Genomic DNA, 26613 nt, shown 5'->3' on the forward strand with positions numbered 1-26613 from the left:
TCTTGTTATCCAGCCCTCCGGCTGTATCGGTTGAGCAAAAGTCAGCGTGGGATTGATGTGGTATCTTTATCTAAGTGAACCCCCGGTTTCCCATCTGGATACTGTTCTGCTGGATACATTCAATGTTTCAGCTAACACTTCCTGCGTTATATTTTTTTCTTTGCGTAGTGTTTTTAAAAACTGGCCTACTTTTTTCTGATCCATTGACTTTACCTCCTTCACGAACAGATTATGTCAAAAGTTCATTTGTTTACACGACACAAAGTGAGAAAATGACGTATTTTCCAACCAGACACGTATGTCCGGTTGGAAAACCAAAGTTTTCGAACACTGTATTTCCACTCTTCTTCTCTATTATACATTTTCATTCTGGCATTGAGAAGATATTTTGTCATATGGTCTACTGTACTGCTGGTAAAGTGCTGCATACTAGTGTAGATGAAAAATGAATTCTTCCCAACACTCTCCCTTCCTCAAACGTTATAATTATAGAAGATCAAAATCAGCATGCAGCGCTGCTTCTGTTTTCTGATTACATTTATTCAAAGGAGAAAACATAATGCTGGAACAGTTTTATAAAGACTGCCGCAATGAGTTCATCGGATGGTGTACTACCCTTACCCACGATCCGCTGCTTGCAGAAGATCTGGTCCATGAAGCATTTCTCCGTGCCATGGAGCAGCATCTGGCAACACTGGAATCTCTATCATATATACAGAAAAAAGCCTGGTTTTACCGCGTCATAAAAAACATGTATATAGATTGGATCCGGCACCAACGTTTTGAGTCTGTCTCTGAGGAGCTTCCGGTATACGGCGGTAATGCCCCAGAGTATGACGGTATCGACTGGGAACTGCTCTTTGATACTCTGCCTGGAAAAGAAGGTGTGTTCTTTGCCATGCGTTATCTGGAAGGCTATACTTCCACGGAAATAGGTAACTTTTTTCACATTCCTGCCGGTACAGTACGTGCGCAGCTTTCATCAGCTCGAAAACATCTCAAAGCGGCTTTGAAAGGAGAAAATTATGTCTGAGAAAAAAAATCTTATGATCAACTGTGATGTATGTGATGCAAGAAATGCAAAAGAGGAGTATCTTTCAGGATATGAACAGATTATGATAAATACTGATTTACTTCTGGTAAGTGCTGAGAGCCGGGGGATTCTGGAACGGCTTCCTGCAATCTGCAATACGGACAACACTCTGGAAGTGGATGACAATGTTAATCTTATCTTCCAGAATGGAAATTCAGAAATCAGCAGCGCATCTGCGTTCCCGGTCAATTCCATCCTCGCAGTCAATGGGAATTTGATAGTTCACTCCGGTACTTCCAGGAAGGTGCTGGAAACTCTGAGGGCAATAAATGTAACCGGTTCGCTCCTGTGTCCTGTGTCTCTTCTCACATGCATAAAAGATCTTTATGTAACCGGAGAGATAAAAGCCTATCCGGACGACTGTATTGTCCTCTCCTCCATATTTACACCCGATATGTATTTTCATCTCCGTGCAAAAGAAGGGCAAAAGTACTATGCGGAACAAGAAATACGCCTAACTGATTCCGACATAAATCTGGCAGTTTTACGAAATAAAAAAGTACAGTTTATCTCGCCTCGCTTTTTTGTTCCTGCTGAAAAGGCATCAGATGCTCTGGAACTTTTTGACGAGACAGCCTCAATGGAGATAGTCCCGCATGGATACGTTTTTGTCGGGGAAGATGAAGAGCTTAATCAAAAGCTTCTGAAAAAATACGGGAAACGTCTTTACTTCAGGGGAGATCTGGATCTTACTGAGGAAAACACTCCTCTTCTGTCCCAGCTAGAAAAACTGTACGTATTGGGAACTCTGTCTGTACCTGAAAATCTAAAAGACAGTTTTAGTCAAATTGACGTAGAATGCAGTTCTGTTAAAATTGTAAAAGAGGAAAAAAGGCGAATACTTGAGAACCGTCCTCGGATCATTTTAGATAGCAATATTCTTACCTCTTCACCGCAGGGTATTCTGGTTAGGAACTGCGCTATTCTTACAATCGATGTGAATATTACTCCCCGGGAAATTCTTGATCAGATAGAAATTATTAACTGTGCCAGGGTGGATTGCACAGAAAACCAGAAATCTGCCGTATACCAGAAGAGCATTAACGTGTCGCAAATTGGCAGCCGGAAAGAAAACGGAGAGCCCCGCGGTATGCTTGGAATTTTATTGAATCTGCCAGCAACAAAAATGATAAATGCAGATAAATATGTTTTATAATCTTAAAACATCTATACGGATTGATTGAACAAGAATTTATTGTTCTGCGGGGTTCTAATTGAATGGAGCCCCGCAGAACAATCTTTATCCCTTTATTTCCTACCTTATTTTGTCCTTATCCCTAAAATATTCTCTTAACGCATCTTTTACTGCCCATTTAACAATAGAGTATAAACCTAATGTTAAAATCAGTATAGTTATTATGATGATTGGTAACCATTCCATATTGTTTCTCCTATAATTTGATAGTCTGTAATGCTTTCTCTGTTTTCAAACATTATTTCACAATCATATCATACCCAAATGCGAAAACCCGCACTTACTTATGATATGGCTCGTTGGCGATAATTCTGTATCCTCTGTAGATCTGCTCCAGAAGGATGACTCTCATCAGCTGATGAGGGAAGGTCATCTTGGAAAAACTAAGCCGATAGTCTGCCTTTTTAAGAATTTCCTCATCAAGACCGATGGAGCCGCCGATGACAAACTGGATATGGCTCGTCCCGCCAACTCCAAGTCTTTGAATCTGATCTGCAAATTCTTCTGATGACAGCATTTTTCCATCGATGGCAAGCGCAATGATATACGCATCGTCTTTTAAGTATTTTGCGATCCGCTCGCCTTCTTTTCTCCTGATCTGGTTTTCCAGGGTCTCCCCTGCGTTGTCCGGAGTCTTTTCGTCTGCCACTTCCACGATTTCCAGTTTACAGTATCTCCCAAGCCTTTTCTGGTATTCTGCGATGGCATCTTTCAGATATTTTTCTTTGATTTTCCCCACGGTAATGACAGTTATTTTCACGTTTTCTCTCCTTATATCGTATGTATCAGCTTTTCTCGACTATAGATTTACGGGACAATGTGTTTTAATACCGGGATTTTCTTTAAGACCAGAATGATGCATACACAGATACCGTATATCACAAATGGCATGCAAAATCTCCAGGTATAGGAAGTTCCGGAAAGTCCAGTCATTGTCTGCAAAGTCCGGTAAACGATCATGTGCATCAGATAAACACCAAACCCGGTTCCAGCCAGGCTGGTCGTTATTTTCTTTGCTTTCTCACTTGCCAGTATCTTATCCCACGGCATATATTTTACCGCTACAAAGACTGCCGCCGCTAAGAATACAGATGGAAAATTCATATATCCCCAGAATGTCTGATTGAGACTTCCGCTTCGGCCAGACCACACGAGTGTCGTTCCATATCGGATGACTGCGCCTGCAATCCCAAGGACGTAAAACAAAAGCCTCGTCTTTCGGGACATTTCTGTCGTGGAAATGAGATACCCGAGCAGTACAAAGAGCAGATATCCCCCTGCTGCCGGGAACTGAATGTAACCGTTTATCGGGATTTTCAGCAGTGTGCAGGTAACCGGATAAACAGAATAAATCAAAAATGCCATTGCCGTCATATAAACGAGCAGTTTCTTGTAATCCTTTAATACAGAAACAACGGGCAGGGACAGATATACCATAAAAAGAGGAATGAAAAACCAGTAAACATGTTCCGTCGTCGTATTGGTAAACATATTTACGATACCCCGCACCCCGCCTTCCATCTCCATTTTTCCTGTGGCGACTTTCAGCGCCAGATTGATCAGAATCCAGATAAAAAACGGGATAACCGTCTTCAGGATCCTTTTTTTGAAAAATACTCCTGTCGTATATTTATCTCTGTATCCCAGGAGGGTTGCTCCGGAAATCATAAAGAATACCGGCACCGCCCAGTACGCCAGTGTCTCTACCGCCATACTTTCTTTCCATGCACGGGTATACGAATAAATATGCGCGATTCCATTGCAGTGCATGAAAATTACGCACAGACAGGCGAAAATATTCAGTACATCAATATAGATATATCTCTTTTTCTTATCTTGCATTTTTATTCCTCTTCCTTCCCATCTCCACAGATTCGATACATATACAATTCATGCATGGCTCTTGTGGCAGTAATATAGTCTGCCTGGGCAGAAAATATATTTCCTTTCTCAGGGCGGATTCCGAACACCTGGTCAAATTCCAGCCCTTTTGCGAGATAGAACGTGGTTACAGACAGACCTCTCCGAAATGTACTGCTGTCCCGATCAATACAGAAAGCTTCCTGTCCTTCTTCTTTCAGGCATCTGCAGACCGCCTCCGCCTCTTCCTGTGTGGCAGTTAGGACAGCTGCAGTTTCATATCTGTCAGGTCCTGTTTTTACATTTTTTCTTATCTCACGCACTGCCTCCAAAAGTGTAGAAAATGCTTTTTCTTCTACCGGTTTTCCATGGCGCCTGAAAATCTCCACATCCATATTTTGCTCTTTGTACAATGCAGCAGCGTACTGTGCAATCTCACTTGTATTGCGGTAACTTTTTTTCATCTCGATCCTTCGAATCTTCTTCCCAAAAATCTGCGGCAGAAAGGTCAGCACATCCCTCGTCTTGTCATCCAGAGTCTGTGCACGATCTCCGAGGATCGTCATCGGACATGCAAAAAGCATATCCAGAATCACATACTGGAGATACGAATAGTCCTGCATCTCATCAATGACGAGATGACGAATTGTCTTTTGTGACTTTGCTCCGTAAAGCCGATATTTCAGGTACAGCATCGGAAATACATCCTCGTACTCCAGCTTTCTCTTTTCATATGGAACCTTCGGAAGCAGCGGATAGCCGCTCTCTTCCATAAGCCAGTTATAGATGACATAGAGGTCCTTTGTCACATACATTTGTGAGAATTTTTTTCGGATCTCCTCCAGATCTTCTTCCGATATATTCCGGTTATATAAAGTTTCATATTCATCGATGAGCGCCTCCATAATGGCATCTGCCCTGGAAAGAAGCGGAACATTCTGAAACTTGAAATAGAAAAGCCGTATCATCTCCTGCTCTGTTTTTTCAATTCCCCGGAAACTCACTGCTTTTAGATTTACCAGTCTCTCTTCCAGTTCTGCCAGAAACCCTTCTGCCATCCCTAAAAATTCACGGGACTGTTTCTCCCGGTGTCTTGCCTGGCACACATTTTTCTGCATCCGCTTTTCAATGTCATCGTACCTGTCTTCGCAGTCTGATACCACGTCCTGAAGTTCTCTGTACGCAAACAGATCAAAATTCAGTTCTTGAATAGCCTCCTCACCAAGCTCCGGAAGGATATGGGCAATATAGTCCGCAAATACACTGTTTGGCGAGAGGATCAAAATATTCGAGGACTTAAGATGTTTTCGGTCATGGTACAGAAGATAGGCTATACGGTGAAGAGCCACCGATGTCTTCCCGCTGCCCGCTGTTCCCTGGATTGCCAGTATCTTATCTTTCGTGTTGCGGATGATGGCATTTTGCTCTCTCTGAATCGTGCGGATGATATTTTTCAGTTTCACATCTCCATTGCTTCCGAGCTCTTCCTTCAAGATTTCATCATCGATTTTCATATCGCTTTCAAAAGCATAGATCATTTTTCCGCCGCGAATCTTGTACTGCCATTTGGAAATAATCTCTCCTTCCAGTCTTCCAGACGGGGCATCATAATACGCTCTTCCCTGATCAAAATCATAAAACAGACTTGCAACCGGGGCGCGCCAGTCATAGATCAGCGGAACTGCACCGGTTCGCTCTGCAAAATTTCCAATCCCAATATAGAAAGACTCCGGCCGTTCTTCTCCTTCGTAAGTAAAGTCCACCCTGCCGAAAAACGGAGAATCCAGCATTTTTCTGTATCGATGTTCCTGCTTTTGCTTCTCCTGATTTGCATTTACACTTCTTAAAAGCGCCTGTTGGTTATCGTAATCTTCATATCCATACTGATCCATCTCTGCACGGTTTTCCCAGTAGTACTCATGCATCCCGGCAATATCCTGCCGTCCTTCTTCGATCTCTTTTCTCGTTTCTTCCAGTTTCTTTTCTATTTTTCTCTTAACTCCATTCAGAAACTCTCTGCATCTAAGCTCCCGGTATATCTTCTCCGAAAGCGGGATCGGGATATTAAGCCTCTGTGCTTCCTCCACGAGATATCCTCCAAACGTCTCTATCTCCGACGTTTTTCCGGCCTCCATATCCCTTTTCAAGGAACTTGTGGATCCTTCTGAAAGATGCAGGAATCTTTCGTACTCCTCCTCCTGATAGTTCTCTCGAATATGGATATGCTTTGCTGCAGCAACAGAACATGCTTCTCCAAGAAGCGTCCTTAATTCCTCACGTCTTTTTTCATCTGTCTGCAGGTCTTCCACATTGGCATTGTAATATGCCGTCTCTACATTATAGGCGCAGTTGAAAATATATTTTTCCCAGACAGCCTGATCTGCATCCTCGTATACTTCACAGTCAATTCCTGCGGCAGCCAGATATTTCCCCGCTTCCCTGGCAGCTTCTGCATCCTCTCTGGAACCGAGAACGAGCCTTGCATACTGTCCGAGCTGTGTGACACTAAAATCCGGATTCAAAAAAGAAGTAATATAAATCACGCAGTCTGAAACACGTCCTTTTCCCAGAAATGCTTTTGTCCTTTTTCCGGTGTCTGCCCCATTCATGACAGGCACAATGATCGTATGCGCGTCCACACAGTGTCTCAAATCCCGGCATACATCTTCCAGAGAGTAATTTTTTACGCAGAGGAAGATGATATCCTGAATCTCGCGGATCTCTTCTGCCGAATGTACAACTCTATGCGGCACAGCATGGATCTCTCCATTATATTCGCTGTGCAGGATAACTCCCCCTTTTTCTATGCTTTTCCCTCGCTCTCCTCTCGCAATCAAAGTCACTTGGCTGAATGTCCTGCAGAGCATCCCGGAAAGATAGCCGCCTACTCCGCCAATTCCGACAATCGTGATTTTGCTGTCTGTTTGCATGGTGTATACTCCTTCTCTATTTCTAAATTTCATGCCGTCGCTATGCGGTGCTTTTCGTCTCCAACACAGGCGGCTGCTTCGCAACCACAAGCACATCATCCTCCTGCATCTTTGTATCTCCCCGAGGAATGATCGTATCTTTGTCCCTCTTGATCATAATGACAAGGCAGCCAGGTGGAAGAGTGATTTCTCCAAGAGTCTGACCGATCCATCTGTGATTTTCTGTCAGAATAATTTCTTTCAATGCAATATTTTCCCTGTCCTCGAACTCCAGGGCAGCCAGCACCACAAGATCTCCCTTCTGAATTTTGGTCATCCCGTCAGGAACGATCGTTTTCTCATCTCGAATGACGAGAACGATCAGAAGTTCCTTGGATATTTCTATCTCTTTCAGTTGCTTATTGATCCACGGATGATTTTCCTCGATGTGCATCTTTACAAAACAGATATCACTCTCTTCCTGATAGTCATTGAATGTCTTACGGATATCCGCTCCCTGATCCATCATATCCAGCCTCCTGCATACCGACGGAAGAAGTGTTCCCTGAATCAAAATCGACATAATTACAATGCAAAATACTAGATTGAACAGATTATCCTTTAGCGGCGCATCCTGCAAAACGGCATAAATGGAAAACACGATGGATGCCACCCCTCTAAGCCCTGCCCAGGACACAACTCCGATCTGCTTCATCGGAGCCTTAAATGGCTTTAGCAGCAGGAACACAGAAATTGGTCTCGCGATCAATGTCAGGAAGACCATAATACCAAATGCCGGAATCAAGACTTCCGGAAGCTCTTTAGGCGTGACAAGCAGTCCCAAAAGAAAAAAGATTGTTACCTGAGCTGCATTGGTAATCACATCAAAGAAATGAACAAGATATTTTTTGTCCGTAAGAGACGCATTTCCCATCAGGATTCCGCACAAGTACACACTCAGATAGCCGTTTCCTCCGATTTGGTATGCAAATGCATAAGAGACGATTGCCACAGAAAATACAAGAACTGTCTTTTCATGCTCCACATGAAAACTTACATGCTGCAAAAGATAAACAGCCAGTTTTGCTGCCACTATCCCTACCAGAACACCCAAAAAAATCTGTTTTGCAAACATAACCGGGATGGAAATTGATTCTCCGGTCATAAGAGCAACGAGAATTGTCGTCATCATATAAGAAATCGGGTCATTGGAACCAGATTCCAGCTCCAACATAGAATCTGTATGGTATTTCAAAGCCATCTTTTTCGAACGTAAAATATGGAAAACGGTAGCCGCATCTGTGGAGGAGATGACTGCTCCGATCAAAAGGCTTTCCAAAAGAGGCCGATGCAGAACAAAGTAGACAAAACCGCCTGTGATCCCTGCTGTCAGGATAACTCCCATAGAGGACAGGATCGCAGATCGGACGATAACCGGCTTCGCCGCTTTCAGGCTTGTTCCAAATCCTCCGTAAAACATGATAAATATGAGACTGATGGAACAGATCGCCTCGGATATCACATAATCATCAAATGGAATTCGGAAGACTCCATTTTCCCCAAAACACATTCCCAAAAAAATGAAAAAGACAAGAGACGGAACCGCTGTTTTTTCCAGATAGCGGTTTGCCAAAATACAGATAAAAATTACAATTCCTATAAGCAGCAGATAAAAATTCATTTCTCACTTCCTTTTCTTAACAGTGCTGTTGCATTACGCAAAACTCTGCAAAACTCCCAAATGATGACGACAAAGAAAGAAAGGATGCACTCTCTTACGAATACATCCTTCCCTGCTTCTTCACAGATTATTTATCTTTCAGATATTCATGGATACCTTTTGCGCCAGCTTTTCCTGCTCCCATAGCAAGGATAACAGTAGCTGCACCTGTAACGGCATCGCCTCCGGCGTATACGCCTTCTTTGGATGTCTTTCCGAATTCTTCATCTGCAACGATACATTTCCACTTATTTACTTCCAGACCTTCTGTTGTAGAAGAGATCAGCGGGTTCGGAGATGTACCAAGAGACATGATTACAGTATCTACATCCATAGTAAATTCAGATCCTTCTACCGGTACCGGACGTCTTCTTCCGGATGCATCCGGCTCGCCAAGTTCCATTTTCACGCATTTGATTCCTGTTACCCAGCCATCTTCCTGGAGAATCTCAACCGGATTTGTCAAAAGATCAAAGATGATTCCTTCTTCTTTTGCATGGTGTACTTCTTCCACACGGGCAGGAAGTTCTTCCTCGCTTCTTCTGTAAACGATATGTACCTCTGCTCCAAGGCGAAGAGCTGTTCTTGCAGCATCCATCGCAACGTTTCCGCCGCCAACGACTGCGACTTTCTTTCCTGCAGCGATCGGTGTATCGTAGTTTTCATCAAACGCTTTCATAAGATTGCTTCTTGTAAGGTACTCATTTGCTGAGAATACTCCGTTGGCATTTTCTCCTGGGATTCCCATGAACTTCGGAAGACCGGCGCCAGATCCGATAAATACAGCCTCGAAACCTTCTTCTTCGATGAGCTGGTCGATAGTTGTGGATTTTCCAATCACAACGTTTGTCTCAAATTTTACGCCCAGTTCTTTTACTTTTTCGATTTCTTTTGCAACGACTTTCTGTTTCGGAAGACGGAATTCCGGAATTCCATATACAAGTACTCCGCCAAGTTCGTGGAGTGCTTCAAAAACAGTCACATCATAACCAAGTTTTGCAAGGTCTCCCGCACAGGTAAGACCTGCAGGACCGGAACCGATGATGGCAACTTTATGTCCATTGTGTTCCTTTGCTCCTTCCGGTTTGATATCGTGTTCCAGAGCATAGTCTGCTACGAAACGTTCCAGTTTACCGATGGAGATCGGCTCGCCTTTGATTCCGCGGATACATTTTCCTTCACACTGGGATTCCTGAGGGCATACACGTCCACAGATAGCCGGAAGTGCAGAGGAAAGACCGATCGTCTTATATGCTCCTTCAAAGTCTCCTTCTTTTACTTCTTTGATAAATGCCGGAATGTCGATTGCAACCGGACATCCCTGAATACATTTTGCATTTTTACAGTTGATGCAGCGGGAAGCTTCTTCCATCGCTTCTTCTGCATTGTATCCCAAACATACTTCTTCAAAGTTTGTAGCTCTTACCTTCGGATCCTGTTCCCGAACCGGTACTTTTTTCATTACGTCTCCCATTAGTTGTCACCTCCACAATTTCCACATCCGCCGTGATGTGTATTGCCTTCCTGTAACTTCAGCATGGCTCTTCCTTCCTGTGTTTTGTACATCATCTGTCTCTTCATCGCTTCATCGAAATTGACAAGATGACCATCAAATTCCGGTCCGTCTACACACGCGAATTTGATCTCATCGCCCACATGAAGACGGCATGCACCGCACATGCCTGTACCATCTACCATGATCGGGTTCATGCTGACGATCGTCGGGATACCAAGTTCCTTTGTCATGAGGCATGTGAATTTCATCATGATCATTGGTCCGATAGCGACGCATACATCGTACTTTTTGCCTTCCTCTTTTACAAGTTTTTCCACCATGGACGTAACCATTCCGCTGTGTCCATAGCTTCCATCATCTGTACATACATAAAGATTTCCAGCGACTGCCTTCATCTCATCTTCCAGGATCAAAAGATCTTTTGTCTTGGAACCTACAATAACATCCGCATCAATACCATGCTCATGCAGCCATTTAACCTGCGGATATACCGGAGCTGCGCCAACACCACCAGCAACAAAAAGCATCTTTTTATTTTTCAATGTTTCAATATCTTCGTGAACAAATTCAGACGCACATCCAAGCGGCCCTGTAAAATCGCGGAAATAATCCCCCTCTTTTAAATCGGCCATTTTCTCTGTGGATGCTCCCACAATCTGAAATACGATTGTGATCGTTCCTTTTTCTCTGTCATAGTCACAAATAGTAAGGGGAATTCTCTCTCCCTTTTCATCCATTTTCACAATGACAAACTGCCCCGGTTCGCAATGTCTTGCAACGCGCGGAGCTTCAACATCCATGAGAAAAATCTTATCTGCAAGTTCTTCAGCTTTTAAAATTTTGTACATCTCTCATGCCTCCTAATTGTTATACTTTTATTATCATAAAATATTGCCGAAAAAATATCAAGTGCAATTATGTTAAAAATAGCTGTTTTTGACAAAAAACAAAGCGGGAAATGCCCGCTCTGTTTTCTGTTAATGTATCTTGTGTTAGAAATCTACTTCTGTTCCATAGTATGTACATGTAAGAAGTTTTTCCATTTCTGCAGGAGTGATGCTTCTCGGGTTGGATCCTGTACAAGCATCTCCAACTGCGAGTTCTGCGATCTTCGGAAGTTTTTCTTTGAATTCTTCCTCATTTACGCCAAATTCCTGTAATGTCTTCGGAATACCAAGCTCTACGTTAAACGCATCGATTTTTGCGATAAGACTGTTGATCAGAGCTTTTTCAGATGTTCCCTGAAGTCCCATCCTGCGTGCGATCTCTGCATAACGTTTTGCAGCCACCGGACATTTTGCATTGTATTTGATTACATATGGCAGATAGATAGCATTTGCGCATCCATGCGGAATGTGCCCTGTAGAAAATGCAGCACCTGTTTTATGAGCCATGGAGTGTACAATACCAAGCAGTGCATTGGAAAATGCCATACCTGCGAGACACTGAGCGTAGTGCATCTGTTCTCTTGCGTCCATATTGCAGTGATAAGATGCCGGAAGATAATCAAGTACCATCTCAATCGCCTGCAAAGCTAAAGGATCTGTGAAAGGTCCGTTCAATGTAGATACATATGCTTCGATAGCATGTGTAAGAGCATCCATCCCTGTGTAAGCAACCTGTTTTACAGGAAGTCCTGCTACAAGATCCGAATCCACGATAGCAACATCCGGAGTAATGTTAAAGTCTGCTAACGGATACTTCACACCTGTCTGATAGTTTGTGATAACAGAGAATGCCGTCACTTCTGTAGCTGTTCCTGATGTGGACGGAATTGCTGCAAATTTTGCTTTCTGTCTCAGTTCAGGGAAATTGAACGGAGTACAAAGATCTTCAAAGGAAGTATCCGGGTATTCATAAAATGCCCACATTGCCTTTGCTGCATCAATCGGTGATCCTCCGCCCATTGCTACGATCCAGTCTGGCTCGAATTTTCTCATAGCTTCGGCGCCTTTCATAACAGTCTCTACAGATGGATCCGGCTCTACACCTTCAAAAACGTCAACTTCCATTCCAGCTTCTTTTAAGTAGTCGACAACTTTGTCAAGAAAGCCCTGGCGTTTCATAGAACCTCCACCGACTACGACGATGGCCTTTTTCCCTTTCAGGTTTTTGAGCTCTTCCAGGCTTCCTTTTCCGTGGTAAATGTCTCTTGGTAAACAAAATCTGCTCATTGCTATCTCTCCTTTTCTTACATTGACATTTTTTTAACTATCCTGATTATACTCCTGTTTTTTTCTATTTTCAACGGGTTTTTATACTTTTTACATTTTTTTCAATTTTTTTTACATATAATGTAGAAAAGGAAAGGAAAATTTCTGAAAAACTATCTCTCATCCAAAGCTTCCAGTGTATATTCATGCAGCATTTTTCTTCGATATTCATCTAGCTGAATCATCTGTGAATACAGCATATCTACCATAATCAATATTGGAAATTGTGGAGAAATGGCTTTTCCCTGCTCCAGATTTTCTTTCAGAGCGAACAGCATTACCTCATCGCAAAAATCAAGGAACTGTTTTTCCGCGTGCGCAGTCATAAGAATCACTTTTGCCCCACACTTTTTCGCTATTTTTAAAGACTCAATAACAGCTTCCGTCTTTCCGCTGATGCTGATTCCGATTACTGCGCACTCATCATCTAAAAGCACCGAGTTCATTTTCATGATATGTTCGTCTGTGATAGCTTCTATATTTGCACCTATCCTCATAAATCGCAGCTTCATTTCCATTCCCACCAGGCCGGAGCTTCCTTTTCCATAGACGTAGATTCTCTTTTTTTTCGATAAAATATCTACGATCCGGATAATTTGTTCCTCATCCATCAGGGAATAACTTTTATTCAAAAGTTCCTGATAGCTGTTCAAAACTTTTTTAATGTGGTGACTTGCGTGCGGATGTGGAGATGCATTCCTTCCCTGCTGATAACTGAACAGAAACTCTCTGTATCCTGTATATCCGCATTTTTTCGCGAATCTTGAGAGAGATGCTTCAGAAACATATAGTCTTTTGGCTACCTTTTTGGAAACCAGATCTTCTTTTCCGTCGTAATGTATAAAGTAATCCGCAATGTTTTTCTCAAGTTCTGTAAACGTTTCGTAGATTGCTTCAATATGCGGTATGATATTTCTTTCATATTCTTCCAACTTCTATCCCTCCCGTAGTTTTCTTCATAACTCGTTTAAGGGAAGACTAATGTCTTCCCTTAAAATTATAAAACGCTCCCAGCATCCCTGCCTGATTCTGATTTTCGGCGAACGCCAGCTTCGTATGCTCTGCAACAGACGGAATAAGATATTTTTCCAAACTTTTCACAAGGCGGCCCTCCAAATACTCTTTCTGTGCCATAATACCGCCGCCAAGTACAACGACTTCCGGATTGATCACATAGGAGATATTAGCGATACCCATCCCCAATACGTCTACCATTTCATCGATTGCCCGGATGCAGTCTACATCGCCCTTCTTTGCCTGTTCAAAAACATATTTTCCATTGATCGATGCTGAATCTACATTCTTATAAATGGCCGTTTTTTTCACGAGAATACTGCTTGCGCCCAAATCCTGAAATTCTCCGCCCGGAAGATGCATATACCCCACTTCACACCCGCTCCCGGAAAAACCATGAAACACTTTGCCGTCTATGATGATCGCTCCGCCTATTCCAGTTCCTATTGTAAGGCAGACGCTGATACGACTTCCCTTGGAAGCTCCTGCAAAATTTTCCGCAAGTCCCGCGCAGTTTACGTCATTCTCTACCTCACATGGTATCCCAAAGGCTTTTTCCATGCTTTTCTTTATTTCAGTCCCTGTATAGTTCGGAATCAACGGTGCTGCATAGATGATTTTTCCTTCTTCACAGTCTACCATCCCTGCTGTGGAAATGCATATTCCTTCCACAGCATATATTTTTAAATATTCTTCAGTAATCCTATGAATTTTTTTTAGGATTCCTGGTCCTCCATATTTCATGGCTTCTGTAGATATTTCACCAATTTCACAGAATTTTCCGTTTTCTGTAATGACGCCATGTTTGATGGAAGTACCTCCTATATCAATACAGATATATTTATTCATCCCGCTGCTCCTTCTTCTTTGCTGCTTTTCGCATTACACTATTTTATACGGATTTTGAAAATTGCTTTTTTGATTTTCATAGATTCGTCTGCTTTCACAGCCGTCCTGTGTGCATCTTTCGGATAGCAAAGCAGGAAGTCTCCTTCTTCCAGAACAACATAACCGTTTGCTTGTCCATTCATCGGAAGAAAATCATCTTTTTCTACAAACTCTTTCTGATCCAGATTATCTATGAAGTTGATATCGATCCGTTCTTTTCCTGTCAGCATTAGATGCAGATCAAGGTAATATCGATGCGCTTCCCAAAATCTGTTTTCTGTGTCCGTTGTTTCATATTCTACGATATTTACAAAAAGATCATCGCCATCAATTTCATGACTTCCTTTTTCATAGCTTGCAAGATCATGTTCTTTTGCATACGCAAAACATTTTAATATATCTTCTTCTAAAAATCCATACTCTTTTAAATCTCTGATATTTCCAAATACCATCTCGGTTCTCCTTTAACGCAGCTTATTTGTTGTAGATTGTTGTGTTTGGAGCCGGCTGTGACTTGTCGCCTTTTACATTTCTCCAAATGATACTTGCCGGAATTCCCACAACTAGTGATACAGCAATGGAAATAATAGAGTAAGACCAAATGGAAATTGTCACATCCGGAGCTACAACCGGCACGCCATATTTGATAAAAATCATAACTGCAGAAGCTGCAATAAAGGCAAGTACTGCTCCAAACGTATTTGCTACTTTTGTAAATGCACCGAGAATAAATGTTCCGATAAGAATGCCAAGTACAAGTCCCATAAATCCATTGAACCATTCATAAGCAGATTTTACTCCTCCGTTGGCCAGTACCATAGCAACAACGATAGAGAAGATTCCGACGATAAGTGATACATACTGGCCAATTTTTGTCTGCTTTTCAAAGCTTAATTGTTTTTTGGACAAACGCTCCTGGATATCCAGTGTCCAGCTGGATGCAACAGAGTTTAATCCTGTTGATAAAGTAGACTGTGCTGCCGCGTAAATCGCCGCAAGAAGTAATCCAGTAACACCGACCGGAAGTTCAAAAGCAATCCAGGATGCAAAAATCTGATCCTGCTGTGCTGCCGGCGGAAGCGGATTTCCCTGTACCTGATAGAATACGTACAATGCTGTTCCGATCAAATAAAATACGGTTGCGATGAAGATGGAAAGTCCTCCGTTTGCAAGCATCATCTTGTTCAGCTTTTTTGTATCTGTTGTCGTTGTAAACCTCTGTACAATATCCTGGCTGGATACATAAGATCCCATCGTATTGAATCCGGCTCCTACAATCAAAAGAAATACACTGTCTTTTAAAATATTTGCATCGAAAATCGGCTGATTTTCTGCAAGGAATTTGTGTCCTTCCGTGAATTCGTGGAAAACAGCTCCAAGTCCGCCGTCAATGTTGCATAACAGGAAGATCAATCCACATGTAACGCCGATCAAAAGTACAGAACCTTGGATGAAATCTGTCCAAAGAACAGATTTTAATCCTCCTGTATAGGAATAGATGATTGCGATAATACCCATAATGATAATCAGGATATTTACGTTGATCCCCATCAGGCTGGATAATACCATACACGGCAGATACATAATGATAGACATACGTCCCACCTGATAAATAATGAACATTACAGCACCAAGGACACGAAGACCTTTGCTGTTGAATCTAAGTTCCAGATAGTGATATGCTGTATCAATATCCAGCTTGCTGTAAATCGGCAGGAAAAACCGAATCGTTACCGGAATTGCCAGCAGCATACCAAGCTGTGCAAACCACATGATCCACGTTCCTGCATAAGAGTTCCCGGCCAAAGACAGAAATGAAATTGGACTTAATAATGTGGCAAAAATAGATACAGATGTTACCCACCACGGTACGGTCCCATCTCCCTTAAAGTATTCCTTACCTTTCATTTCCTTTTTTGCGAAATGAAGGCCTGCAAACAATACTGCCGCCAGGTAAAGAATCAAAATAACCAAATCAATTACGGTAAAACCCTGCATGTGTTACCTCCCTTTTCTAATCGTGTTTACAGATGCTTCGCTTTTGCTGCACAGACCATTTCCGCAGCTTCTTTTGCAATTACTTTATCCATTTCCTGAAGATTTTCCAGCGGAAGACGTACCCCTCCGATATCAAGTCCTTCATTCGCACGCAGCATCTCTTTTGCCACTGCATACATATTTGCATGACTGGAGCACATCTTATAGATGATCTCATTAATGTCATACTGCAATTCTATCGCTTTTTCTTTTTCTCCAGAGATGATCAGTTCATTCAATTTCAGGAAAAGTTCCGGCATGACACCATATGTACCGCCAATTCCGCCATCTGCACCGATTGCACGTCCTGCGACAAACTGTTCGTCTGGTCCATTAAATACGATAAATTCTCCTTTTGCTGCTTTTCCTGCTGCTTTGAACATCTGAATATCCTGTGTCGGCATGGAAGAATTCTTTACTGCAACGACTCTTGGATTTTTCATCATTTCTGCAAACAGGCTCATCGTCAAAGCTGTACCTGCAAGCTGTGGGATATTGTAAATCACAAAATCTGTATTTGGAGCAGCTTCGCTGATTGCGTTCCAATATGCAGCGATTGAATATTCCGGAAGTCTGAAATAAATCGGAGGTATAGAAGCGATTGCATCTACGCCTACACTCTCTGAGTGTCTTGCAAGTTCAACACTGTCTTTTGTGTTGTTGCATGCTACATGATTGATGACTGTAAGTTTTCCTTTTGCAACAGCCATCACATTTTCGATGATGAGTTTTCTTTCTTCTACTCCCTGATAGATGCATTCTCCTGAAGAACCATTTACATAAACTCCCTTTACACCTTTATCGATAAAGTATTGTGTAAGGGCGCGCACTCTTTCCGGACTTACATTTCCCTCTTCATCATAACATGCATAAAAAGCCGGGATAATTCCTCTGTATTTTTCTAATTTGCTCATTTTTTTCCTCCTAATTCTTCTTATTTTTTAATTTTGCGATTTCTTCTGTAAACGATTTTGTAATCAGCTGCGGACGTGTAATAATAGATCCTACCACAACACTGTAGCATCCAAGTTCAATGACCCGTTTTGCTTTTTCCGGTGTATTGATATTCCCCTCTGCGATTACATGATGTTTTGCCTGACTTAAAATTGACCTGATAATTTCGAAATCATTAGATTCAATCTTATCCCCTTTGCTTTGCTCCGTATACCCGACAAGCGTCGTTCCGATAAAATCAAATCCTAACTGATCCGCATGAAGCGCCTCTTCTACTGTAGAGCAGTCCGCCATCCATAACTGATCTGGATATTTACTGGTAATAGCAGCATAAAATTCATCCAGTGTGATTCCGCCTGGTCTTAACGATTCTGTTGCATCGATGGCAATAATTTCCGGTTTGACAGCCATCAATTCATCGATTTCTTTCATCGTAGGCGTAATGTATACCTTACTGTCTTCGTAATCTCTCTTTACAATGCCTATGATGGGAAGATCTACATTTTTTCTGATTTCAGCAATATCTTCCGGTGTGTTGGCACGGATGCCAAGCGCTCCTCCTTCCGCAGCTGCCCGCGCCATTCTTCCCATAATGAAAGAAGAATGGAGCGGTTCATGGGGCAATGCCTGACATGATACGATCAGATTTCCTTTGAGCTGTTCTAATTTTTGATTCATAGTGCTCTCCTTTCTGACTCCCTTTCTTGAACCAAGTATAACACTTATGAAAAGTCTTTCAACGTTTTACAGCTGTTCTGAAAATCTTTTCACTTCATTTTCATTTTTACATATGTTTTCCTGTTTTTCCCCCATTTTTTATAGTACATTTTGCACAATAAATGAAAGAGCTTTCATCTATTTACTTTTCAAAACGATGTGCAATCTTCAAAAACAGAATAATCCCCTGCGGATAACCGCAGGGGATTATTCTGTCTCCTCATTAAGATGAAAAACGATATTTTCTTGTCGTCACTTCGCTCTTTCTTCCATTCTTGTCAATCAATACGACATTCAGTTCCGTATCTTTATTTATCATCAGAGAACCAGTGTATTTCTGTGATCCTTCCGTCGGCTCACTTCCATCTGTAGTGTAGTAAGCCGTATATCCGTCCGGTACACGGATTTCAACAGCCAGTGCCTGAGTATATTCTCCTGTCGTCGGAGAAACTGCCGGCGCGTCTGCGATCGGGAAACGGATGGTAAAGGTCTTCTTTACTTCCAGACTCGGGATGCCTTTCTGGTTGACAAATATGGCACGCACTGTCGTCTCTCCTTCCTGACTTAACTGGATCGGATCTTCGTACTTCGTGCTGCTCTGTGTCGGTTCGCTTCCGTCAATTGTATAATAGATATTTCCCTTTCCTTTTGAACTTAAGGTAAGTTCTTGTACATCGTCGTACACTTCTTCTTCGTCCAAGCTGAATACCGGAAGTTTTGCCACATAGTCGTCAAGTGCTGTCAAAACTTCTGTGCTGGTACATTCGTTCATGATCGGCGAAATTTTGTCTGTCTGGTCAGAATCCACGTAGAACTCCACAGCGGCACGGTAAACACCCACACTATCCGGGTAATCTGTCACTGCTTTCTCAAAAAGTGTATCCGCCTTTTCCAGCTCTTTTTGATCCTCATAAGTCTTTGCGAGGTTCAGATATCCTTCTTCCCTTTTCCCGTCCTTCTCTATCGCCTTTGAAAAGAGCTGCTCTGCCTTTGCATAGTTTCCGTCTACGAGTGCCTTTTTCCCTTGATTAATTACCCCCGTATATGTATTCCGGTATATCAGTATACCAAGTCCTGCCAGGGCAGCTACGATCAGGATCATCCCCGCGATCAGCAGGCGGCGCAGTCTCCTGAGTCTTTTCATCCGTGCCTGTTTTGCCTTTTTCCTGCGCCGTCTGATTTGTTCCTCCGATAACATATGGTCTTGATTCGTTGTCCTTTGCATGATACGTCTTATTCTCTCCTCTTATTTTCGTGCCGCCTCCACACAATTGTACATAAGCATCGCTACTGTCATCGGGCCCACGCCTCCCGGAACCGGTGTGATGGCAGCCGTTTTTTCTTTTACCCGGTCAAAATCCACGTCTCCGCATAGTTTGCCGTCTTCTCCCCTGTGTATGCCAACATCGATGACGATGGCTCCCTCTTTGACATATTCTTCTGTAATAAGGCGCGGCTTCCCTGCCGCTGCCACAAGAATATCTGCCCGTCTTGTAATCTCTTTAAGATTCTTTGTCCTGGAATGTGCGATCGTCACAGTTCCGTTTTCCTGAAGAAGGAGAAAAGCCATCGGTTTTCCGACATTATTGCTTCTCCCTACGACTACACATTCTTTGCCCTCAATGTCAAATCCGGATCGTTTGATCAGCTCTATGACGCCCTCCGGTGTGCAGGAGCGAAATCCTTCTTTTCCAAGGCATAGTGCTCCAATACTTTCCGGAAGAAAGCCGTCCACATCTTTCTTTGGAGATATCATTCCCGTGATCTTCTCTTCATTGAGATGCTTCGGAAGCGGAAGCTGGACAAGGATTCCATGTACAGTGTCATCCGCATTGAGAGAACGTATCAACGCCTCCAGCTTCTCTTCTGTCGTCTCTTCATCCAGTTCATAGGATCGGGATTCAATCCCTACATACTCACATGCTTTTTTCTTATTCCGCACATAAACTGCAGATGCCGGGTCTTTCCCGACTAAAATGACAGCAAGGCATGGGGTAATTCCCCGTGCCTTTAAGTCTGCTGTCTGTTCTTTCAATTCATTTTTTATCTGATTGGAAATCGCTTTTCCGTCTATCAATACTGTCATATTCCCATCTCCTGTCTTTGCCGACCTGATACGGCATGTTTTAGAACAAACCAGTAATCTTTCCGTCATCTGTCACATCGATTCCGTTTGCCGCCGGTACCTTCGGAAGACCTGGCATCGTCATGATCGCTCCAGTAAGTATCACAACAAATCCTGCTCCTGCGCTTACATACACATCCCGAACATGGATATCAAAACCGCTTGGACGGCCAAGAAGTGTCTGGTCGTCTGACAAAGAGTACTGTGTCTTTGCCATACATACCGGAAGATTTCCAAATCCCATGCTTTCAATCTTTGCAAGCTGCTTTTCTGCTGCTTTTTCAAACACTACGCCATCTGCTCCATAGATTTCTCTGGCTACAGTACAGATTTTTTCTTTAAGAGGCAGGTCATCCGGATAAAGCGGACTAAAATGGCTTTCCTTTGTCTCCAGCGTATTCAGCACTTTCTCCGCAAGCTCGATGCCGCCTTCGCCGCCTCTTCCCCATACATCCGCAATAGCAAATTCACAATTTCTTTCTTCACAAAACTGCTTGACATATGCTTTTTCTGCTTCCGTATCGGATACAAAAGAGTTGAGGGTAACAACTACCGGCACACCAAATTTCTGAAGATTTTCAATATGTTTTTCAAGATTTACAATTCCTTTCTTCAGCGCTTCGAGATTTTCCTCGTTGAGATCTGCTTTCGCAACACCGCCGTTATATTTGAGTGCACGTATTGTCGCAACAAGCACGACCGCATCTGGTTTCAGTCCGCTCATACGGCACTTGATATCCATGAATTTTTCTGCTCCCAGATCGGCACCAAACCCTGCCTCCGTAATCGTGATATCGCTCATTTTTAAAGCCATCTTTGTAGCCTGGACACTGTTGCATCCATGGGCGATATTGGCAAATGGTCCTCCGTGGACAAGGGCAGGTGTATGTTCCAATGTCTGGATCATATTCGGTTTAATCGCGTCTTTTAGAAGAGCTGCCATCGCTCCTGTAGCTTCCAGGTCATCAGCTGTGACCGGTTCCCCAGCAAAATTATAGGCTACAATGATTCTTCCAAGACGTTGTTTCAGATCTGCAAGATTGTCGGCAAGACAGAGGATTGCCATGATTTCGGAGGCTACTGTAATAACAAAATGATCTTCCCTTACCATTCCATCCATCTTGTTTCCAAGCCCTACTACAATATTTCTGAGGACGCGGTCATTCATATCCACGCATCTCTTCCATACAACCTGACGCGGATCGATGCCAAGTTTATTTCCCTGCTGGATATGATTGTCAAGAAGAGCTGCAAGAAGATTATTTGCAGAAGTAATGGCATGGAAATCTCCGGTAAAATGCAGATTTAGATCTTCCATCGGAACAACCTGCGCATATCCGCCGCCTGCTGCTCCTCCCTTAATCCCAAAACACGGACCAAGAGATGGTTCACGCAGTGCGATCATCGCTTTCTTCCCTATTTTTGCCATTGCTTCGCCGAGACCTACCGTGATAGTTGTCTTTCCTTCTCCAGCCGGAGTCGGGTTGATCGCCGTCACAAGCACAAGCTTTCCGTCCGGACGGTCTTTCACTTTTTCCCACAGTTCAGCTGAGAGTTTTGCTTTGTATTTGCCGTAAAACTCCAGATCCTCTTCCTCGATCCCTGCCAAAGCTGCAACATTTCTGATATGTTCCATCTTCGCTTCCTGTGCAATTTGAATATCTGTCTTCATTTTCTTCCTCCGTTTCTGTCTCATCAGACATGTTCTTCTATGTACTGGTCAAACTGTTCTTTTGACATAAGAACCTTTCTCGGTTTTGTGCCTTCCTCTTCTCCTACCACGCCTGCCTCGTATAGCTGGTCCATGATCCTTGCAGCCCGGTTGAATCCGATCTTGAACACCCTCTGCAGCATCCCTATAGATGCTTTATCCTTCTCAATAATGAAATATCCTGCATCTTTAAAATATACATCCCTGTCATTACCCGGGGAGTCTGCAGATGCACCGGCAGTGCTGCTGGCCGCATTTGCCATGTGGCTCTCTACATTCTCATCATAAGACACATTTCCATTATTTTTCACAAGATAATCTACAACTGCCTGAACCTCTTTATCCGATACAAAAGAGCCTTGTACTCTGACTGGTTTCTGATATCCGGAAGGGTAGAAAAGCATATCTCCTTTCCCAAGGAGTTTTTCCGCCCCGTTCATATCGATGATCGTCCGGGAATCTACACCAGATGACACTGAGAATGCGATTCGGGACGGCATGTTTGCCTTGATCAGACCTGTGATAACATTGACAGATGGCCTCTGTGTGGCAAGGACGAGGTGGATTCCAGCAGCTCTGGCAAGCTGAGCCAGACGGCAGATAGACTCCTCCACTTCCCCGGGCGCCACCATCATCAGATCTGCAAGCTCGTCCACAATGATGACAATCTGAGGCATCTTTTCCGGACGTTCTTCCTCCGTGCTGATGTCTTTTACACTGTCTACTTTTTCATTAAAACCCTTCATATCCCGTACATTATACTGCGCGAAAAGCTGATATCGTTTCATCATCTCTGCTACGGCCCAATTCAGCGCTCCGGCTGCCTTTTTTGGATCTGTGACGACTGGTATGAGAAGATGTGGAATTCCGTTGTACACGCTCAACTCTACAACCTTCGGATCGATCATGATAAGTTTTACTTCATCCGGCGATGCCTCGTAAAGAATACTCATGATCAGCGTGTTGATACATACGGATTTTCCTGATCCGGTTGCCCCGGCAACAAGAAGATGCGGCATCTTTGCTATATCTGCCACAACTGTACGTCCTCCGATATCTTTTCCTACGGCAAAGCTAATCTTCGATTCTGCACGGCGGAATTCCTCACTTTCCAGGAGATCTCTTAATAGGACGGCCGAATTGTCTTTGTTCGGCACTTCGATTCCTACAGCTGCCTTCCCAGGAATCGGAGCTTCGATACGGATGTCCGAAGCGGCAAGATTCAGTTTCAGATCGTCTGCAAGTCCTACGATCTTGCTTACTTTTACCCCCAGTTCCGGCTGTACTTCATATCGTGTAACGGATGGTCCGCAGCTTACATTCGTCACTGTCACATTGACCCCGAATGTCTTCAGTGTCTGCTGAAGCTTCATAGCCGTCTCTCTCAAATGGCTGTCGGAATCCCCCCGACCTTTTTTTCCTTTTGTCAGAAGGTTCATAGGAGGTGCCTTGTACTTTTTCACAGGCTTTGCCGCCCGTTTCAGTATTTCTTCCTCGACACTTTCCCCTTTTTTCAAAGATGCAGCCCCTCTCTCCTCTTTTGGCGCTTTTATATTGGCCGGAGAAAACTCTACCATCCCTGCATCCTCCAGTTCCGACAAATCCGGAACGGCCTGCGCGGCATCATCCATATCAAGAGGTGTATCTGTACGGGACGTTTCCTCCTGCGCAGCCCGTGTAATAACGATGTCCTCCACGGATGATTTTTCCGACTCTTCTCCCGGTTCTTCCGACGCTTTCACGGGAACTACGATCTCCTGTATTTCCGGATCTCGTCCTTCCAAAGTAGTATCAAAAGAAACGCCTTCCACTTTTTTCTCCCGTCGTTTCTTTGGTTTTGCTGCCTCTTTTGCCAGACGCTCTTTTCGTCTTTCCTCTCTTTTCAGCTTCCCTTCTTTAAAGCTGGCAAGAGCCTTTTGGCCCCCGGATTTGATCACTTTCAGCATAGATCTCTGTGTAATCAATATAAGGCAGATCATCATCAGAAAGATGTCGATGACATATGTCCCTACAACGCCAAAAGCTGGTGTCATTACCTCCGATATACCTTCTCCGATGAATCCTCCGGCTTTGTTGACAAGTTCCAGAAATACACAAACAAGGACTACCAACACGGCCGCAGCCGAAAATTTCAGATAGGCAGTCCTGTTTCCTTTGTTAGATATTAAAAAAGCGCCCCCTGCAAACAGCAGAAATGGAAACAGATAGGAAACCTGTCCAAAAATTCCCTCCATAAAATCAGCGATAAACCGGCCGGCAAAACCTCCTAAACCGAAATTGCTGATCAAAAGAATAACAGACACTGCAAGAATAATGAGAATCCTAATTTCTTCCCTTACAATCTCTTCCCGCTGTATCTGCGCTTTTGTCTTGCGCTTTGTTCCTCCGGATTTTGTTGTTCCTGGCTTTTTTGCTGCGGATTTGCTTTTCCGCGTTCCTTTTGTACTGGAAGCCATGAAATATCCCCCTTGTGATTTATCTACCCGTATATTATAGCATCTTTAAAATGTGATGTCATTACCTATTTTCTCCCCGTGCTTTCCTGTCCCTATACTCATCAATAAGTGTATGGATCTTCCGGAACGCTTCCCGGATCCCTCCCACTTCATCGATCATTCCTTCTTCAACAGCTTCCCTTCCTTCCAGCAGCGTCCCAACATCTTTTACGAGTTGAGAGGGATCCAGCATCAACTTTTCGAGTCTCTTCTGCGTGATCCTCGAATGCTCAGATATAAATTTTGTGATCCGATCCTGTGTTTTTTCCATATTCCGGTAACTTTGAATCACACCGATGAACATTCCGCTTGACCGTACCGGGTGTACGATCATTGTGCCGCTTGGCACGATAAAGGAGTAATCTGCCGACACTGCAAGCGGCCCTCCGATAGAATGACTTCCTCCAAGGACAAGAGATACCGTTGGCTTGCTGAGCGATGCAATCATCTCCGCGATAGCCAGTCCCGCCTCAACATCGCCCCCAAGAGTATGAAGCAGGATAAGCACCCCTTCAATCTCATCGTTGGATTCGATCTCAGCAAGCTTCGGCAGCAGATGTTCATACTTGGTAGCTTTCGTATTTCCCGATACGGCCTCGTGCCCTTCTATCTCTCCTATGATCGTCAGAAGATACACACGATAGTCACTTTTCCCTTCACTTAGTTCCAGACTTCCCGTCTCTTTAATCTGCTCGGTCTCCTTCTCCTGTTTTTCCATGTTCTGCATCTCTTCCATAATAAAAACACCTCCACATTTTTTCCTATTATGTGGAGGTGTTTTCTTAATTATACATATGCAATTTTCTGAAAAAGCTTATACGAGCTCCAGCGCCTGTTCCAGATCTGCGATGATGTCATCTGCATTTTCAATTCCCACACTGAAACGGATCAGATCCGGCTGTACTCCTGCTTCCAGAAGCTCCTGCTCATTCATCTGACGATGTGTGTGGCTTGCCGGGTGCAGAACGCATGTTCTTGCATCGGCAACGTGCGTTACAATGGCACAAAGTTTCAGACTGTCCATCATCTTGACGGAAGCATCCCGCCCTCCCTTCAGTCCGAAAGTGATGACGCCGCATGTTCCGTCCGGCATGTATTTCTGAGCCAGATCGTAGTATTTGTCTCCTTCCAGCATCGCACAGTTTACCCAGGCAACCTTGTCATGTCCTTTCAGGTATGAAGCAACTTTTTTCGCATTTTCACAATGACGCGGCACTCTCAGATGAAGTGTCTCCAGTCCTACATTCAGAAGAAAGGCATTCTGCGGAGCCTGGATAGATCCCAGATCCCTCATGAGCTGTGCTGTAGCCTTTGTGATATATGCACCTTTCCCAAATTTCTGCGTATAAATGATGCCGTGATATGTCTCATCCGGCTGCGTAAGTCCCGGGAATTTATCTGCATGGGCTTCCCAGTCAAAATTTCCGCTGTCCACAATAGCACCGCCAACGCACATTGCATGTCCATCCATATATTTTGTCGTAGAATGAGTCACGATGTCTGCTCCCCATTCAAACGGTCGGCAATTGATCGGCGTTGCAAATGTATTGTCCACGATCAGTGGTACCCCATGAGCATGTGCTGCCTTTGCAAATTTCTCGATATCAAGCACTGTAAGCGCCGGATTTGCAATCGTCTCTCCCATGACTGCCTTCGTATTTTCACGAAATGCCGCATTCAGTTCTTCTTCTGTACAGTCCGGATCTACAAATGTGGCTTCCACGCCCATTTTCTGGATCGTATGTGCGTAAAGGTTATAAGTTCCTCCGTAGAGAGCTGAGGAACATACGATGTGATCCCCTGCCCCTGCAATATTCATGATCGCATAAAAATTTGCTGCCTGTCCGGAGGAGGTAAGCATAGCTGCATATCCGCCTTCCAGATCGCAGATCTTCTGAGCCACGGCGTCGTTGGTTGGATTCTGCAGTCTTGTATAAAAATATCCACTGTCTTCCAGATCAAAGAGACGCCCCATCTGCTCGCTTGTATCATATTTAAATGTCGTGCTCTGATAAATTGGAAGCACCCTTGGCTCTCCTTTTCCCGGTTTCCAGCCTGACTGGATACATTTTGTCTCAATCTTGTAGTTGTCGCTCATACACTTACTCCTCCTACTACAATATATTTATGGTTAATACCCCTTACAGCCAGTAAGGAATTACCCAT

General features: G+C 43.6%; 23 protein-coding genes. 2 read left to right on the plus strand and 21 right to left on the minus strand.

Annotated features, from left to right (window positions below):
- Positions 1-66: 66 nt before the first annotated feature.
- On the minus strand, positions 67-204 hold the full coding sequence (locus ACLROL_RS10365; protein WP_413067782.1) for a helix-turn-helix domain-containing protein: 138 nt from the start codon (positions 202-204) through the stop codon (positions 67-69).
- 355 nt (positions 205-559) lie between these two features.
- Between ACLROL_RS10365 and ACLROL_RS10370 the strand changes: the two genes are divergently transcribed.
- Complete coding sequence (locus tag ACLROL_RS10370; RefSeq protein ID WP_413067783.1) at positions 560-1033, plus strand: RNA polymerase sigma factor; 474 nt, start codon at positions 560-562, stop codon at positions 1031-1033.
- Positions 1034-1337: 304 nt separating this feature from the next.
- The gene (locus ACLROL_RS10375) at positions 1338-2249 is read left to right on the plus strand and encodes a hypothetical protein (RefSeq protein ID WP_413067784.1); all 912 of its coding nucleotides are present in this window, start codon (positions 1338-1340) and stop codon (positions 2247-2249) included.
- A 99-nt stretch (positions 2250-2348) separates the two neighbouring features.
- On the opposite strand, the gene ACLROL_RS10380 is transcribed toward ACLROL_RS10375, so the two are convergent.
- From ACLROL_RS10380 to ACLROL_RS10475, 20 genes are all read right to left on the minus strand, one after another.
- Complete coding sequence (locus ACLROL_RS10380; RefSeq protein ID WP_221919783.1) at positions 2349-2474, minus strand: DUF6019 family protein; 126 nt, start codon at positions 2472-2474, stop codon at positions 2349-2351.
- 94 nt (positions 2475-2568) lie between these two features.
- Positions 2569-3048 carry a 23S rRNA (pseudouridine(1915)-N(3))-methyltransferase RlmH gene (gene rlmH, locus ACLROL_RS10385; protein WP_087210588.1) on the minus strand — a complete coding sequence of 160 codons (480 nt, stop codon included), beginning with the start codon at positions 3046-3048 and terminating at the stop codon, positions 2569-2571.
- A gap of 47 nt (positions 3049-3095) precedes the next feature.
- Entirely contained in the window at positions 3096-4130 is a 1035-nt protein-coding gene (locus ACLROL_RS10390; RefSeq protein WP_413067785.1) for an acyltransferase, read from the minus strand.
- Between the two features lie 2 nt (positions 4131-4132).
- On the minus strand, positions 4133-7177 hold the full coding sequence (locus ACLROL_RS10395) for a 2-dehydropantoate 2-reductase (protein WP_413067786.1): 3045 nt from the start codon (positions 7175-7177) through the stop codon (positions 4133-4135).
- Positions 7119-8738 carry a potassium/proton antiporter gene (locus tag ACLROL_RS10400; protein WP_413067787.1) on the minus strand — a complete coding sequence of 540 codons (1620 nt, stop codon included), beginning with the start codon at positions 8736-8738 and terminating at the stop codon, positions 7119-7121. Before ACLROL_RS10400 ends, ACLROL_RS10395 begins: the two co-directional genes overlap by 59 nt.
- A gap of 127 nt (positions 8739-8865) precedes the next feature.
- On the minus strand, positions 8866-10251 hold the full coding sequence (gene gltA / locus ACLROL_RS10405; RefSeq protein WP_087201336.1) for an NADPH-dependent glutamate synthase: 1386 nt from the start codon (positions 10249-10251) through the stop codon (positions 8866-8868).
- Entirely contained in the window at positions 10251-11141 is an 891-nt protein-coding gene (locus tag ACLROL_RS10410) for a sulfide/dihydroorotate dehydrogenase-like FAD/NAD-binding protein (protein WP_087201338.1), read from the minus strand. The genes gltA and ACLROL_RS10410 overlap by 1 nt, the downstream gene beginning before the upstream one ends.
- A 144-nt stretch (positions 11142-11285) precedes the next feature.
- Positions 11286-12467 (minus strand): iron-containing alcohol dehydrogenase, encoded by a 1182-nt coding sequence (locus ACLROL_RS10415; RefSeq protein WP_413067788.1) that lies wholly within the window; start codon positions 12465-12467, stop codon positions 11286-11288.
- 152 nt (positions 12468-12619) lie between these two features.
- Entirely contained in the window at positions 12620-13438 is an 819-nt protein-coding gene (locus ACLROL_RS10420; RefSeq protein WP_087210600.1) for a MurR/RpiR family transcriptional regulator, read from the minus strand.
- A 46-nt stretch (positions 13439-13484) separates the two neighbouring features.
- Positions 13485-14369, minus strand: a complete 885-nt coding sequence (locus ACLROL_RS10425; protein ID WP_413067789.1) for an ROK family protein — start codon at positions 14367-14369, stop codon at positions 13485-13487.
- 38 nt (positions 14370-14407) lie between these two features.
- Entirely contained in the window at positions 14408-14860 is a 453-nt protein-coding gene (locus tag ACLROL_RS10430) for a YhcH/YjgK/YiaL family protein (RefSeq protein ID WP_087201346.1), read from the minus strand.
- 22 nt (positions 14861-14882) lie between these two features.
- Entirely contained in the window at positions 14883-16406 is a 1524-nt protein-coding gene (locus ACLROL_RS10435; RefSeq protein WP_087201348.1) for a sodium:solute symporter, read from the minus strand.
- 26 nt (positions 16407-16432) lie between these two features.
- Positions 16433-17359 carry a dihydrodipicolinate synthase family protein gene (locus tag ACLROL_RS10440; RefSeq protein WP_087201349.1) on the minus strand — a complete coding sequence of 309 codons (927 nt, stop codon included), beginning with the start codon at positions 17357-17359 and terminating at the stop codon, positions 16433-16435.
- A gap of 10 nt (positions 17360-17369) precedes the next feature.
- Positions 17370-18077: an N-acetylmannosamine-6-phosphate 2-epimerase gene (locus tag ACLROL_RS10445; RefSeq protein ID WP_087201351.1), complete on the minus strand. Its 708-nt coding sequence runs from the start codon at positions 18075-18077 to the stop codon at positions 17370-17372.
- A 262-nt stretch (positions 18078-18339) separates the two neighbouring features.
- Positions 18340-19341 (minus strand): chitobiase/beta-hexosaminidase C-terminal domain-containing protein, encoded by a 1002-nt coding sequence (locus ACLROL_RS10450; RefSeq protein ID WP_413067790.1) that lies wholly within the window; start codon positions 19339-19341, stop codon positions 18340-18342.
- 21 nt (positions 19342-19362) lie between these two features.
- The gene (gene folD / locus ACLROL_RS10455) at positions 19363-20202 is read right to left on the minus strand and encodes a bifunctional methylenetetrahydrofolate dehydrogenase/methenyltetrahydrofolate cyclohydrolase FolD (protein WP_087201355.1); all 840 of its coding nucleotides are present in this window, start codon (positions 20200-20202) and stop codon (positions 19363-19365) included.
- A 40-nt stretch (positions 20203-20242) separates the two neighbouring features.
- The gene (locus ACLROL_RS10460) at positions 20243-21913 is read right to left on the minus strand and encodes a formate--tetrahydrofolate ligase (protein ID WP_413067791.1); all 1671 of its coding nucleotides are present in this window, start codon (positions 21911-21913) and stop codon (positions 20243-20245) included.
- A gap of 23 nt (positions 21914-21936) precedes the next feature.
- The gene (locus tag ACLROL_RS10465) at positions 21937-24408 is read right to left on the minus strand and encodes an FtsK/SpoIIIE family DNA translocase (RefSeq protein WP_287448249.1); all 2472 of its coding nucleotides are present in this window, start codon (positions 24406-24408) and stop codon (positions 21937-21939) included.
- Positions 24409-24469: 61 nt separating this feature from the next.
- On the minus strand, positions 24470-25183 hold the full coding sequence (locus ACLROL_RS10470; RefSeq protein ID WP_087201359.1) for a ClpP family protease: 714 nt from the start codon (positions 25181-25183) through the stop codon (positions 24470-24472).
- A 78-nt stretch (positions 25184-25261) separates the two neighbouring features.
- Positions 25262-26545: an O-acetylhomoserine aminocarboxypropyltransferase/cysteine synthase family protein gene (locus ACLROL_RS10475; RefSeq protein ID WP_087201361.1), complete on the minus strand. Its 1284-nt coding sequence runs from the start codon at positions 26543-26545 to the stop codon at positions 25262-25264.
- Between the last annotated feature and the right edge of the window lie 68 nt (positions 26546-26613).

Origin of the sequence: Sellimonas sp. (assembly GCF_047234585.1) — a bacterium.
In the GTDB taxonomy this organism is placed as follows: domain Bacteria; phylum Bacillota; class Clostridia; order Lachnospirales; family Lachnospiraceae; genus Sellimonas; species Sellimonas caecigallum.